Origin of the sequence: Peribacillus sp. YIM B13481 (assembly GCF_042787985.1) — a bacterium.
Taxonomy (GTDB): domain Bacteria; phylum Bacillota; class Bacilli; order Bacillales; family DSM-1321; genus Peribacillus; species Peribacillus simplex_A.
Genome location: NZ_JBHZPE010000007.1, coordinates 23,289 through 37,421, shown reverse-complemented (window position 1 = coordinate 37,421; position 14,133 = coordinate 23,289). Strand labels below are relative to the sequence as shown.

The following is a 14,133-nucleotide window of genomic DNA, read 5'->3' as shown; positions in this document are numbered from 1 at the left end:
GGCAAATATCTTGCCCCCGTACTTCATTACTTCTTTCCTGCCTTGCTTTTCCAGACCAGAATTAAAAAAAGCAGGCTTATGTATCCAAAAATCGGATAAATGTATCCTAATAACCTTCCATATCCGAATTCACTAATGATCAAAGCTATAAAAAAAATCACAGCTATGATTAGCATGCTTGGCAATTTGATATAATTGCTGATTTGCCTTTGTAATCCATATATGTTTCCGATGACCGAAGTGAATATCTCCCCGTAGATCACCAAAATGAACATCCAATATAATTGACCGGCTGCCGTTCTCATAATAACTGCCGAAGGAATTTCATAACTATTCACGTCAGGAAGTGTCATAAGTGAAAAATGCCCAGATAATAAAATGATGGTTAGGAATATCCCCCCAAGGATTGCTCCATGTTTAATGACCTTCTCATCCCGGACTTCATAAGCCACCGGAACCAGCACAGCCTGTGCCAAAGCAAGATTAAAGGCTGTATAGGCAAATGGTGACAAAATCACTTTCAAGGTAATCACTTCATCGGGAACTTTAGTAAGGGTCTTGAAGAAATCCCCATTTCCCAAAGTCGAGAAAAAAAGGATCAAACTAAAACAGATCATGATTGGTACTACAAAAGAGTTTACAGTGAATACACCGCGCATACCCATCATCAAGACCAAGGATGCCAGGATGATCGTAGACCAGCTTCCTATACTTTTCGGCACGCCAAGTTGTTCCTCGAAAACGGCGCCTGAACCGGAAATCATGACAGCCGTCACCCCTAGCAGCATGATAAGGAAAAAGATATTGATGATTCCTGCTATTTTCTTTCCAAAAAGAAATTCATTGAATTCCTCATAAGAAGATGCTCTGATTCTTGCGGAAATGAGCATGATTTTCGTTCCAGTAAAAATGAAAATATAACCTGCTATTAAAATACCAATAAAGCCATAAAAGCCATAACGGGTAAAAAACTCAACAATCTCTTTTCCAGTTGCAAAACCTGCACCGACGACTGTGCCTACATATACCGCTGCAATCTGAAAAATCCCTGACCACCTTGACAGCATACTCTCCCCTCCTCCCTACATTTATATGTAAGGAAGGGACATTTAAGACAAGCCAAGCAATATTCCTTATGTCAGCTGTTTTTTACCATGACTTAAAGGCATTAAAGAAAAAGTTCTCTCCATCATTGCACCCTATTCACCTCTTATGCATTTCCCTAAGACTAAAAGCAGTTGATTTGTATGTGCCCTGCCTAACTTCCTGAATGTGATGAAAGATTAAAAACGCTTAAGGAGTAATTCTCAAGCGTTTTTTTTAAAGCATTCAATTTATTACCGTATCATATAAAATCTCATCTTTTATAATGCTTTATCATCGACAGTTGAAAGCCATTCGTCTATCACCTTCACAACGGACTGAACAGTACCTTCAACAAATGGGGATTTCAAATTCGCAGATTCAATGAGACCAAGGAAAGATTTGCTGCCTCCAAGTTGGCACAGGTTCAAATAATCCCTCCAAGCCGTTTCATCTTTTTCAGCCGACCTTTTCCAAAACTGGAAAGCGCAAATTTGAGCCAATGTATAGTCGATATAATAAAAAGGTGCCTGATAAATGTGGCTTTGCCGCTGCCAATACCCACCATTCTCCAAGAATTCATTCCCTTCATAATCACGATGCGGCAAATATTCCATCTCGATCTTACGCCAAGCCTGCTTTCTTTCAATTGGGGAGGCATCAGGATTCTCATAGACAAAATGCTGAAATTCATCAACGGCTACCCCATACGGGAGAAATGTAAGTGCACCACTTAAATGGGAAAACTTATACTTTTCCGTATCTTCCTTAAAAAATAGCTCCATCCATGGCCAGGTTAGAAATTCCATACTCATCGAATGGATTTCACACGCTTCATAGGTAGGCCAATAATACTCTGGAATGTCAAGATTACGGCTGCGATACACTTGGAATGCATGGCCTGCCTCATGTGTTAAAACATCTATGTCCCCCGAAGTCCCGTTGAAATTTGAAAAGATGAATGGAGCTTTATAGTCTTCTATAAAAGTACAGTAGCCCCCGCTTTCTTTTCCTTTCTTCGCCACAAGGTCCATCAGGTCATTATCGATCATAAAGTTGAAAAACTCATTCGTTTCAGGTGAAAGCTCTTGGTACATCTTTTTCCCATTTTCGATGATCCACTGAGCATCGCCTTTTGGAACGGCATTACCCGTTCTGAAATGAAAATTCTCGTCATAATAGTTCAAATTCTCCAAGCCAAGCCGTTCACGCTGACGGCCCTTCAGTCGAGTTACAAGCGGTACCACTTCTTCTTTCACCTGCTTGCGGAAAGCAGCAGCCATTTCAGCATTATAATCAGTCCTTGTCATTCGATAATACCCAAGCTCCACGAAGTTTTCATAACCTAGCGCTATCGAAATCCCATGCCTCACCTTGACAAGTTCATCGAATATACGATCCAAATCCTCCTGCTTTTCTTCAAAGAAACCGTAATATGCTTTACTTGCATTTTTCCTTAACTCACGGTCCGCCGACTCCATAAAAGGCTGAAGCTGCGCAAGTGTTAGCTCTTTTCCATCAAAGTGAATTTTTGCAGAGGCAATTAATTGCGAATATTCACTTGACAATTTATTTTCTTTTTGCAGTTGCGGTATGATTTCGGGCGAAAATGTTTTAAGCTGTGCCTCTGCCAAGTCAAATAGTTGATTTCCCCATTTCCCCTCAAGCTCCTGACGATATTTCGAGCGGACGAGTTCTTTGTAAAATTTTGATGTTAACTCTTCCATTTCAGGGGAGAATTCATCTAAATAATCATTCTCCGCTTTATAAAATTCATCATTGGTATCAATGGAATGTCGAATATAGACCAAATTAAACATCGTACCCACATAATTTCGAATTTCACTTATTTCTTCCATGGATTTTATTTGTGCAGCAGCATTTTCAGCGTCCGTAAACTTTTCCAAGGCCTTCATGAACCGGGTTTTAATCTCATCCATTTCAGGACGTCTATACTCATACTCATTAAATTTCATATATACACTCCTTTTCAGATATAACAAGATTTTTTTTTGACTGTAAAATCCGGATTAACGTCAAGACACATTCTTCATTATCGCGGTTATCGTAATATAATTTAATTCGCCACAGTGTTAGTAAAAACCTTCATGTCCTTTGAACAAATTAAGGTTGTACCAGCATTGCACAACATCCAATTAGACATAAAAAACCAGCACCTGCAGTAAAATCGGGGTGCTGGTTCTTAAGCTAATTTTGAGCTGAATATCCAATCTTCTTAAGTAATTCTATCACGGTGGCCTTTTCATCTTGAGTAAGTACACTCATGATATCATCGATTCTTTTTTCATGCTCAGGAAATACTCCTTCAATAAAGGCCTTTCCTTTATCCGTTATTTTTGCAAAGGTTACACGGCGATCCTCTTTACATGCTATTCTCTGTAGATATTCCTTCTGTTCAAGTTTATCCACGACATAGGTAATGCTGCCGCTCGCTAGCAGGATTTTTCCGCCTATTTGCTGAAGAGGCTGATCGCCTTTATGATAAAGTAATTCCAGTACGGCAAACTCAGTTGGATTCAAACCTTCTTCGGCTATATGTTTATTCACCACATCATTAATTGATCGATGAGCTCTAGACATCACAATAAACAGTTTCAAAGACTGTTGGATGTTATTATTCTCCATAACTTCACAACCTTAAAGTTTTTAATTAAAATATCTTGAATTAAAAGTTATTATATGGCATTATGACTTTTTTGTCAATCTGCTCTGTTAGTATGCACTATTGTTTAATCACTCAGTTTGATATACTTGAAAAAAAAGTTAAAGTAGTGACGAACATGAAAACAAGGCATAAATTCACCACATATCTACTTATTGTTATTCTACCATTAATTATTCTATCCATCATTTATTGGATGTATTTAGAACGTTCCATTCAAAAAGAAAGACGGGAACAAGCTGTATGGGCGGGAACGGTTTATCAAGAATACATAGATCAAGTTATCAGTGAAACAAAGGAAAACCTTGAGCTGCTTAGCCTTAGCAGTTCTGTTCTTTATATGGATGATAAAAAAACCGAACACCTTATGAAATGGATCAAAGATACAGATTCCAGGTATGCCGGAGTATATTGGCTAAATCAGGATGGCGTTTCCATCTCGGGGACGAATAAACATTTCAATAATTACCATTTAATTGAACAGGATGATATAAAGCGTGCAGTAAAAACTCAAAAAGCCGTTGTTGTAGGAACCCAGGAGCTGTATGACCCGGATTTCAATTATTTTTCCATTTTTGCTCCCATTCTGGATCATGAGAAAAAGGCGCAAGGGTTTTTATTGGCACATATTAGGCTGGATCATATGGAAAAAATATTAAAAATGCTCAGCCCTGGTCATACCTTTAGATTGGAAACAAGCGATAAAACCCGAATTTTAGATATAAATGCCGAAGAATTTACTGAACATCCAACATGGGTGGATGTTCCTTTAACCGAAGTGGACTGGAAACTGTCCGTGAAGATACCTGACAAGATTAACACAAATAACATGAATGTCTTTTTAATGCTTGTCTTTTTCACCTTCTTCTTTACTCACATAATCTATACCGTCGTGGAGGAACTGATCGTACGCAGAAATACGAAAAACCAAAAGTTATTAAACGATAAACAAAAAATAGATTTTGTCGGCACATTGGCTGCTAGTACTGCACATGAAATAAAAAACCCACTAACGGGCATAAAGGGACTGGTACAGTTACTGGTTGAAAAACATCCTGAAGAACAAGATCAGTTTTATTACTCTGTCATCATGAAGGAAATTGAACGGATCAATAGTATCGTCAGCGAGTTTTTGATTTTAGGGAAACCCATGGTCCAGACCTTATCCTTATATGATATTCGCAGTATCATTGCCGAATTGAGACCAATAATAGAATCAGAAGCACGTCACTTCAATATTGAAGTGGAATGGAATATCGTAAAGGAACCGATCCTGGTTCATTGTACAAAGGACCAACTCAAACAGGTCATTCTTAACATTGCCAAAAACGGATTCGAGGCCATGGAAGTTGGAAAAAAGTTAAGGATACGAATCCACCATGAAAATGAACGGGCTAAAATCATAATCATCGACACCGGGCAAGGACTGAATGAACAAGATATCGGTAAAGTGTTCGAACCATTCTATACATCGAAAAAGGAAGGAACCGGATTAGGACTTTTTGTGTGTAAACGAATAATTGAATCTTTTAACGGAACCATCGAGCTTACAAGTAAACCTCTCAACGGTACAACCGTGACAATCAGCCTACCACTAATTAATGACCATCCTTAGTAATGCATTGAGGAGTTTCATTTATAAATGAAGCTAGGACTAACGATTCCGATTTTTTTAAAGGTGTCATGCATACGTACCTTATCGAATCTATTTTAATTATGGAATGGGTAAAATTCTTAATCAGGAAGAAGGAAATATACATATGGGACGCATCGCTGCCATTAAAGCAAAACCCCAAAAACAAGATATGACTCTGAAAATCATGATCATCATAGGCATATGCCATTTAATGAATGATTCTCTTCAAGCCGTTGTACCGGCCATGTTCCCAATCCTCGAGAAATCAATGTCTCTAACGTATACTCAGCTGGGGATGATTGCATTCTGCCTGAATATCGTCTCATCCCTTCTTCAACCCGCAGTTGGGTTCTATACTGATAAAAAGCCCCTTCCTTATGCATTGCCCATTGGATTGACCAGTACATTAATTGGGGTCATCATTCTTGCAATTGCCCCAAACTATACCATAATCCTTGGTGCAGTCATCTTGATGGGCTTTGGATCAGCCATTTTCCATCCGGAAGGCTCTAGGGTTGCCTACATGGCAGGCGGCCCCAAAAGAGGCCTGGCACAATCAATTTATCAGGTAGGCGGGAATAGCGGGCAGGCCCTTGCCCCACTCATCACAGCCATCGTGCTTGTTCCATTTGGTCAAAAAGGTGCACTCTGGTTTGGCCTAGTTGCCTTAACGGCCGTTATCCTATTGCTGTATATTGCCAAGTGGTATTCTCAAAAATTAGTTCATTTCCAGCCTAAAAAGGTTGCGGCAAAAGTAATCAATAAAGAGCGGTCCCATAAAGTGGCCAAAGCCTTGGTATTAATTTTATTCATTATATTTGCCCGTTCCTGGTATGTATCATGCATGACGAACTTTTATAGTTTTTATTTAATCGAGCAGCATTCATTTACGATAAAATCCGCTCAGATTTTCCTATTTGCCTTTTTAGCCGCTGGAGCTGTAGGTACGTTTTTCGGTGGCCCGCTTGCGGATAGATACGGTCGCAAAAATGTGATTCTCTTTTCGTTCGCTGCCAGTATGCCATTAACCGCACTTTTACCATTCGTACCACCTACAGCCGCTTTTATCCTATTATTGATGGCAGGCTTCATTATAATGAGCAGTTTTTCTGTCACAGTAATATACGCACAGGAATTGGTCCCGGGAAAAGTCGGAACAATGGCCGGCTTGACTGTAGGGTTAGCCTTTGGAATGGGAGCCATTGGATCCGTTTCACTGGGTGCCATTGCTGATATAATCGGGATCGAATCCATGATTAAGCTAGTGGGATTCCTGCCATTGCTGGGGATCATCAGCGTATTGCTGCCGACTGATCTAACATTGAAAAAATGGTATGCAGAAGAATGATACAGATCATTCATGCATGACTGCAAAATGGGTGTTTCCTGGAACATATTTTTTTACCATCCCATACAATGAAGTATTGTTTAAGTTGATAAAGTTGATATGGACCATACAAAGGAGAAATTCATGAGTGGAGTTCTATTAGGCAGCATCCTATCTGCCATGTCTACAGGGTTCGGTGCGTTACCGATCTTGTTCATTCAAGATTCAATCACACATCGATTCAGAGACACGCTTCTGGCATTTACCGCTGGTATTATGATGGCTGCTTCGTTATTGAGCCTGATCCCGGAGTCTATAGCCACCGGAGGGTATATACAGCTTGTCATTGGGGTTTTTCTCGGCGTAATGACATTGACGATCATGGAGAAAAACATTCCGCATATCGATCTCAGCCATACGAAAAGTGGTATTCAGTTTGATGAAAAGGCTTTGCTTATCATCACTGCCATTACACTGCATAATATTCCTGAGGGCCTTTCTGTTGGTGTCAGTTACGCCTCTGATTCAGCTGATACAGGTAACTTGATCGCCTTTGCCATCGGCCTGCAAAATGCTCCGGAAGGTTTACTAGTCGCTTTGTTTTTAATTAATCAAAAAATCGGTAAATTCACTGCATTCCTGATAGCAACCTTAACTGGTACCATCGAAATAATTACGGGCTTATTGGGTTATTATTTAACCTCTTACATTGGGTTCCTGGTTCCTTACGGCCTAGCTTTCGCCGCCGGAGCCATGCTTTTCATCGTTTATAAGGAGTTGATTCCTGAAAGCCATGGGGATGGTAATGAACGCACCTCAACCTATTCCTTCATTGTTGGTCTTTTGTTCATGGTAATATTATTGGAAATTTTGTGATTTCCGGACCTGACAATGGCTGGCTCCATTATTTGGGTCAGCCTTTAGTTTTTATTTATCAGTGTTATCCACTCAGTTAAGTTCGACTTCTAAACTACTCCCGATGTTAGAAAGGACACCTTCTGGTGGCCTCCCCTCAATGTATGCCTCATACCCATAGGAATTTCAAAAGAAAATGATTGTCCTTTATATGAGTCTTTCTTGACATTATTTATGAAATGTTTGTAAAGTTCATTTCCATCAGAAAACGGTCACCTGATCATTAGCCCTAAAGGTGATTATCTCCAATACCGCCAATTTAAGAAGACATGGTGCATTCTCAGTTCCATTTAAATTGTAATATCATCATTAAAGGGCTTCTGTACAATAACAACCATTTCTTCGCGCTTATTTCTCACTTCCACTGACGAATGATGTTGAAGGATCAAATACTCATTTATAAGTTTATCAAGTTGCTCGCTTTGGCGAAGGGTAAACTCATGGCCTATTCCATACATTTTTGCCAGCTCCATCATTTCCCAACGCTTCATTTGAATCTCAGAACAAATTTCCGTTACACACCTAGAATTCATAACTGCATTCACTACTCCTGCCCTTTTAAAGTTACATCATAATAAAGAAGTATTACAAAATATGCCTTATATGTAAATAGATTCGCAAAAAAAGACAAAACTTCTTAAATTGCGATAAAGCTTGACCCTCCAGCAGACAGGATATGACGGAAATATCTAACCCATATTCCTCTTATAATGATTAGGAGGATTTGATATGAAGCCAGCTCCGAACCTCGATTCGAAAGTTCTCCCATTTGATTTTTCACTGTTCGTTTCCTCTTAAATAATTCAGCAGTTTAACTCAATATCAAACCGGACAAATTTATCAAAAATGATAGTCCCTTTAATGTGAGCCCAATATTTTTTGGACAGGTACAACCTCAGTCGTGATTCCAAGATAATAATGATGGAAAACGGAAACTAAAAAAAGGAATCCATTGAATAAGGACCCCCATATACTATTAGGATTTTCCATACTTTTCTGGTTACTGGGCAAAGGTCTAGAACATTTCCACCTCTCACTCGAATGGCAAATATATATGAAAGCTCGTCCCTATATCTACTTCGCTTTCCACTTCTATAAAGCCCTTGTGCTCTTCAACGATTTTATAGCTGACCATTAGCCCCAGCCCAGTTCCCCTATCTTTCGTCGTATAAAAAGGTTCACCTAATTTTTTTAGCTTTTCCGTTGAGATCCCCATGCCTTGATCGGTAATAGAAATACAAATATATTTCTCTGAATATCGGGTTGTTTTAATTCGTACAGATCCGCCATCCGGCATGACTTCCAATGCATTTTTGATTATGTTAATGAACACTTGCTTTAACTGGTTCGCTTCACATAAAACCTTAAACTCATCTTCTTCGAAATCTGTCTCGAATTGAATATTTTCCAACAATGCCTGAGCGGCCAGTAATTCTAGCGTCTCTCTCAAAATGGTATGGACATCCTGTTTAAAAACTTTTAGCGCCTGTGGCTTTGCCAGTACCAAAAATTCCGTGATAATGGTTTCGATTCGCTTAATTTCAGATGTAATCACATGAAAATATGTGGAGAAATCTCCCTTAACACCATCCTCAAGCAACTGGATAAACCCTTTTAAAGCAGTCATTGGATTCCTGATTTCATGGGCAATCCCTGCAGCCAATTCACCAACGACATTCAAAGTATCTGATTTCCGGATCTGTTCCTGCATTTCGAGATTTTTACTCACATCACGGAAAATACTTAGATTCAAGTTCGAATATAAATTCTTTCTCGTTAAAAATTCAATATGCTTAATTGTTCCGTCTTCGAATGTTATCGGAATGATGGATGAGTAGACCTCATGCTTGTAAACATTATCAATATGTGCGTTCAAGGCAGGAACATTTCCAGGGATTTTCTCGATGAATCCCTTTACAGATAAAGAAAGCAGTTTACGCTTCGATATTTCCAATATTTCCTGACCCGCTTCATTAATATCCGTGAACCCTTCATGGTTCCATAAAATCAAGCCGTCTAATGTCCCCTCAAAAATCTTCCTGAATTTCTTCTCACTATCCCTTAATTCCTTCTCAATCAGCCAGCGTTCACTGACATTTCGAAATATCGTTACGTTATACCCATCACCTTCATGTTTTTTGGCAGTCAATTCAAGTAATTTTATTTGGTGATTCGGCATTTTATAAATCAGTTCCCCCCTCACTTGGGTGTCCCTTTCAAACGTTTCCATTATCTGCTCAAAATGATGTTTGTTGCTGTATACGTATTTCCAGATATAACTGCCTATCAATTCCTCTCTGCTTGATTCAAATATTTTACATGCTGATTGATTGACTCGAAAAATGATTCCGTCATCATTCCAGAATATGATTGCATCCATGGACTGGTCGAATAATTCCGCAAAAATCCGTTCGCTCGTCTCTAACTTCTTTTCTATTAAATTTGATTCTGTAATTCTTCGAAGCACCGACATGTATAATTCATTTCCTACCGCTGAGCTGATAGAAAAAGCAAAATGATGCCGCTCAACCCCGATCATTATCTCCACCTCTCCTTTGAAGTTCGACTCAACAAATGCTCTTTTTATGCTCTCGTCCCAATATGCCTTATAATCAGGGGAAATGAGGTCCCTCATATTCTTGCCGACAATCTCTTTTTTCGGGATGCCCATGACATGGATAAAAGCATGGTTCACTTCCATGATTATTCCTGAACCATCGAATAGGACGATGCTTTCTACGGCCGTATCAAAAAGGTCCAAAAACATCTGCCTTGACATTCTTGTTTCCCGGGATGATGAAAGATCCAATGTCACATCCCCTAAACGATAAAATTGCTGTCCTTCGGAAGGAGCCCCTATTGGTATAAACTCTATATGCTTTAGGGCACCGGTATGGAGCTGGATCATCTGTCTTTCACTTTCACTCGGCTTTTTTGGAGTACCGGACTCTTCCTGATCATTTAAAGGGCTAACCTCGAGAAAATCAGTTATCTTCATGGACAACAGCTGATTTTTCGATGTTTCCAGCAGTGCACAAGCGGCATCATTTACATAAGTGAGCCTTAGTTCCTCATCAACCCTAATATAAGGCTCTGGCATTGAATTGAAAATGTTCAAAAACCCTTCGATCTGTTTATTCAATTTTATAATTTCCTGTTTATTTTCCGTTTCATTCCCATAACCGATATTCATATTGACACCCCTTTTCAAAACCCATACTTATCAAACTTTATTCGACACCCATCTGGATTTTCCTCGGTATTATCGAAAATCCGTGCATTCATCGAAAACCTAAATTATCCTTTATGTCAAATAATAGTATGTTGAATCACTTAAAACTTAGCGTTAAGGTTAATTTAATATTATTTTTATAAATTTTATAAATATTGATTTAGATCAATGTATTTAGGGTATAAGAAATAACAATGCTCTCTAGCTACCTTAAAAATTTTAGGAGGCAACTATGAAACAACGTGATTTTTTCTTTGATAACGCCAAATTCATTCTCATGGCTTTTGTCGTCTTTGGACATTTGCTGAATACGTATATACATGATAGTGAAACGATTTACGCTTTATATAAAACCATTTATTCCTTTCACATGCCGGCCTTTATTCTAGTTTCAGGTTTTTTTGCGAAAGGTTTTTATCAAAAAGGGTATTTAGCCAAAATTACAAAAAAACTAATTTTACCCTACATCATTTTCCAATTGATATATACCGTTTACTATTATTTTTTATATGAACGTTCTGCAATCACTGTTGACTTGCTTGATCCCCAATGGTCGCTTTGGTTCTTGATCAGTTTATTCTGCTGGAACATCATGCTGCTTGGTTTTTCAAAGCTAAAGCCATCAGTAGGCATAGGTTTATCCATTTTAATCGCTTTATTGATTGGGTATATTGACAATGTCTCCAATTACCTTAGTCTCTCGAGGACATTCGTTTTTTTCCCGATGTTTTTGATCGGATACCATTTAAGCAAGGAACACTTAAAGAAACTGTTCACACCCAAGGTTCGTTTGGCTTCACTTAGTGTCATGTTAGTAATTTTTATCGGTTTTTATTTAAATGCCGATGTCAATTATAAATGGCTCCTCGGTTCGAAACCATATACCGAGCTTGAAGATGCGACAATCATATCCATGTTTAAACGCCTGGGATTTTATGGATTGAGCGTAATTTCAGTGTTCAGCTTCCTTTCATTCATCCCACGCGGACAATATTTCTTTACGAATTGGGGTAAACAAACCCTTTATGTATATCTGCTGCACGGATTCTTCATCCGCTTCTTCCGTGAAAGCACTATACATGACTACTTCAGCAATACAGAGAGCTTTATCATGCTTGCCGGTCTATCCTTCTTGATTACCGTGTTATTATCAAGCGAAATGATTGCCACAATGGCACAGCCGATCATCGAATTGAAGGCGACCAAAACAAAACGATTCATGACTAAAACGAAAGAATATATAAAACAAGCATTTTAAATAAAACGGATAAAGCATTTTCTGCTTTATCCGTTTTTTTCAAAAAGTAATTCCAGTTCGGCTTTAAAGCTGAAAGATTTCCGTTCATTCAATAACTCATTTTTCAAATGGAGCGCACTATGGTAAAATTACTCGTTAGTGCTTGTTGGCTTAAAAAGATATGTACACGAAAGGAGCCAGGCGTTTCTTTTACGCCCTTTAACATGAATATAATAATCAGTACTCTTAATGCAAAATATATCCATACATCGCTATCCATCCGCTATTTAAAGGCTTATGCCCAGCCAGATTATAATGTACATCTAGCAGAATATACGATAAAAGATCCGATTATGAACATAGTTGGTGACCTTCATTCCAAAAAACCAGATGTCATAGGATTCAGCTGCTATATTTGGAACATCGAGGAAACAATGAAAGTAGTAGCCATGCTGAAGAAAATCAATCCAGAATTGGTCATCATTCTCGGAGGACCTGAAGTCACATATGATGTTGGAGAATGGCTTGATCAGATTCCCGGGGCTGATTTTATCGTAATTGGCGAAGGTGAGGTCACCTTCAAGTCCCTTTTATCTGAAATTGAAGGTTCGAATGACTATAAGAAGGTCGGAGGCATTGCGTATCGACTGGATGGAAAAAAAATCATCCAGCCTCAAAACGGCAAGGTTGATTTGAAATCGCTCCCTTCTCCTTATCGTTTGGAGGAAGACCGTGGCGATTTATCTAAACGTGTCACCTATATCGAAACTAGCCGAGGATGCCCGTTCAGCTGCCAATTTTGCCTGTCATCGATTGAAGTGGGTGTCAGATATTTTGATCGTGAAAAGATTAAAGAAGATATCAGGTACCTTATGGCTAATGGTGCAAAGACCATTAAGTTCGTTGACCGAACCTTCAATATCAGCCGAAGCTATGCCATGGAAATGTTTCAATTCTTAATCGATGAGCATCTTCCCGGTGTGGTTTTCCAGTTCGAAATCACTGCGGACATCATGCGTCCGGAAGTTATCCAGTTCTTGAACGATAATGCCCCTGCAGGATTGTTCCGCTTTGAAATAGGGGTACAATCGACGAATGACCATACAAATGATCTAGTTATGAGAAGGCAGAATTTCGAAAAACTGACCAGGACCGTAACTATGGTAAAAGATGGGCAGAAAATTGATCAGCATTTAGACCTGATTGCCGGTTTACCTGAAGAAGATTATCATTCTTTCAAAAAGACTTTCAATGATGTTTTTGAGCTGAGACCCGAAGAGATGCAGCTTGGCTTCTTAAAGATGCTCCGTGGTACGGGTTTACGGATACGTGCCAATGAACACCAATATATTTACAGTGATCATGCTCCTTATGAAATCCTGGGAAATAATGTTTTAAGCTTCGATGACATTGTCCGCATTAAACAAGTTGAAGACGTCCTTGAAAAATACTGGAACGATCATAGAATGGATCACACCACGGAATACCTTGTCAAAACGGTATTTCAATCACCATTCGACTTTTTTCAGGATTTCGGTACCTTTTGGGATGAACAAGGCTGGTCACGAATCGGACACCAGCTTGAAGACTTGTTCAGACGCTTACAGCAGTTTTTGGCTTCCCGGGAATCTGCTGAACTGAATAACATTATCGGACTCATGAAATTGGATTATTTCATGAACCAAAAATACAAACCACGTAAACCTTGGTGGGAAGCTTCCCTGGATAAAAATGGACGGAAAGTGATATATGAAGATATTCTGAATAAACCTGAACAGCTTGGTTCGTCTTTCACAGCCTTGGCACTTAATGAAAAAGAAATACACAAACACACCTTGCTCGAGGCAATACCCTTTGATTTGGAAACGTATTTAGCAGAGGGTACAATCGTCGAGAAACCATCGATCATGCTTGCCTATTTTGATCCGAGTGGAAAGGGATCAAACATTTTCCCGCTCCCAAAATCTAGAAATGCCATTTTTTAAAGATTAAGGGCGGACCCAAAATGGGTCCGTCCTTA

The 14,133-nt window shown here is 39.0% G+C and carries 10 protein-coding genes; 5 read left to right on the top strand and 5 right to left on the bottom strand.

Features of this window, described 5'->3' with window-relative positions:
* Positions 1–26 precede the first annotated feature (26 nt).
* The 3 genes from ACFX4X_RS06725 to ACFX4X_RS06715 all read right to left on the bottom strand — a co-directional run bounded on the left by ACFX4X_RS06725 (position 27) and on the right by ACFX4X_RS06715 (position 3,729).
* Complete coding sequence (locus tag ACFX4X_RS06725) at positions 27–1,067, bottom strand: YkvI family membrane protein (RefSeq protein WP_284471367.1); 1,041 nt, start codon at positions 1,065–1,067, stop codon at positions 27–29.
* 297 nt (positions 1,068–1,364) lie between these two features.
* Positions 1,365–3,059, bottom strand: a complete 1,695-nt coding sequence (locus ACFX4X_RS06720; protein WP_318684397.1) for a M3 family oligoendopeptidase — start codon at positions 3,057–3,059, stop codon at positions 1,365–1,367.
* 232 nt (positions 3,060–3,291) lie between these two features.
* Complete coding sequence (locus tag ACFX4X_RS06715; protein ID WP_034314147.1) at positions 3,292–3,729, bottom strand: MarR family winged helix-turn-helix transcriptional regulator; 438 nt, start codon at positions 3,727–3,729, stop codon at positions 3,292–3,294.
* A 155-nt stretch (positions 3,730–3,884) separates the two neighbouring features.
* Here ACFX4X_RS06715 and ACFX4X_RS06710 point away from each other — a divergent pair, with 155 nt between their 5' ends.
* The 3 genes from ACFX4X_RS06710 (at position 3,885) to ACFX4X_RS06700 (ending at position 7,605) form a co-directional block, all read left to right on the top strand.
* Positions 3,885–5,381, top strand: coding sequence for an ATP-binding protein (locus tag ACFX4X_RS06710; RefSeq protein ID WP_377382620.1), 1,497 nt, complete (start codon positions 3,885–3,887; stop codon positions 5,379–5,381).
* 145 nt (positions 5,382–5,526) lie between these two features.
* Positions 5,527–6,750 carry an MFS transporter gene (locus ACFX4X_RS06705; RefSeq protein ID WP_061462226.1) on the top strand — a complete coding sequence of 408 codons (1,224 nt, stop codon included), beginning with the start codon at positions 5,527–5,529 and terminating at the stop codon, positions 6,748–6,750.
* A gap of 123 nt (positions 6,751–6,873) precedes the next feature.
* Positions 6,874–7,605 (top strand): ZIP family metal transporter, encoded by a 732-nt coding sequence (locus tag ACFX4X_RS06700; RefSeq protein WP_061462225.1) that lies wholly within the window; start codon positions 6,874–6,876, stop codon positions 7,603–7,605.
* A gap of 329 nt (positions 7,606–7,934) precedes the next feature.
* Here the strand turns inward: ACFX4X_RS06700 and ACFX4X_RS06695 are convergent, their stop codons facing one another.
* Both ACFX4X_RS06695 and ACFX4X_RS06690 read right to left on the bottom strand, forming a co-directional pair.
* Positions 7,935–8,177 carry an aspartyl-phosphate phosphatase Spo0E family protein gene (locus tag ACFX4X_RS06695; RefSeq protein ID WP_318684406.1) on the bottom strand — a complete coding sequence of 81 codons (243 nt, stop codon included), beginning with the start codon at positions 8,175–8,177 and terminating at the stop codon, positions 7,935–7,937.
* A 500-nt stretch (positions 8,178–8,677) separates the two neighbouring features.
* Complete coding sequence (locus tag ACFX4X_RS06690; RefSeq protein WP_377382618.1) at positions 8,678–10,837, bottom strand: PAS domain S-box protein; 2,160 nt, start codon at positions 10,835–10,837, stop codon at positions 8,678–8,680.
* Positions 10,838–11,108: 271 nt separating this feature from the next.
* Here ACFX4X_RS06690 and ACFX4X_RS06685 point away from each other — a divergent pair, with 271 nt between their 5' ends.
* Both ACFX4X_RS06685 and ACFX4X_RS06680 read left to right on the top strand, forming a co-directional pair.
* Positions 11,109–12,134 carry an acyltransferase family protein gene (locus ACFX4X_RS06685; RefSeq protein ID WP_284471371.1) on the top strand — a complete coding sequence of 342 codons (1,026 nt, stop codon included), beginning with the start codon at positions 11,109–11,111 and terminating at the stop codon, positions 12,132–12,134.
* A gap of 203 nt (positions 12,135–12,337) precedes the next feature.
* Complete coding sequence (locus ACFX4X_RS06680) at positions 12,338–14,098, top strand: B12-binding domain-containing radical SAM protein (protein ID WP_377382691.1); 1,761 nt, start codon at positions 12,338–12,340, stop codon at positions 14,096–14,098.
* The last annotated feature ends 35 nt before the right edge of the window (positions 14,099–14,133 follow it).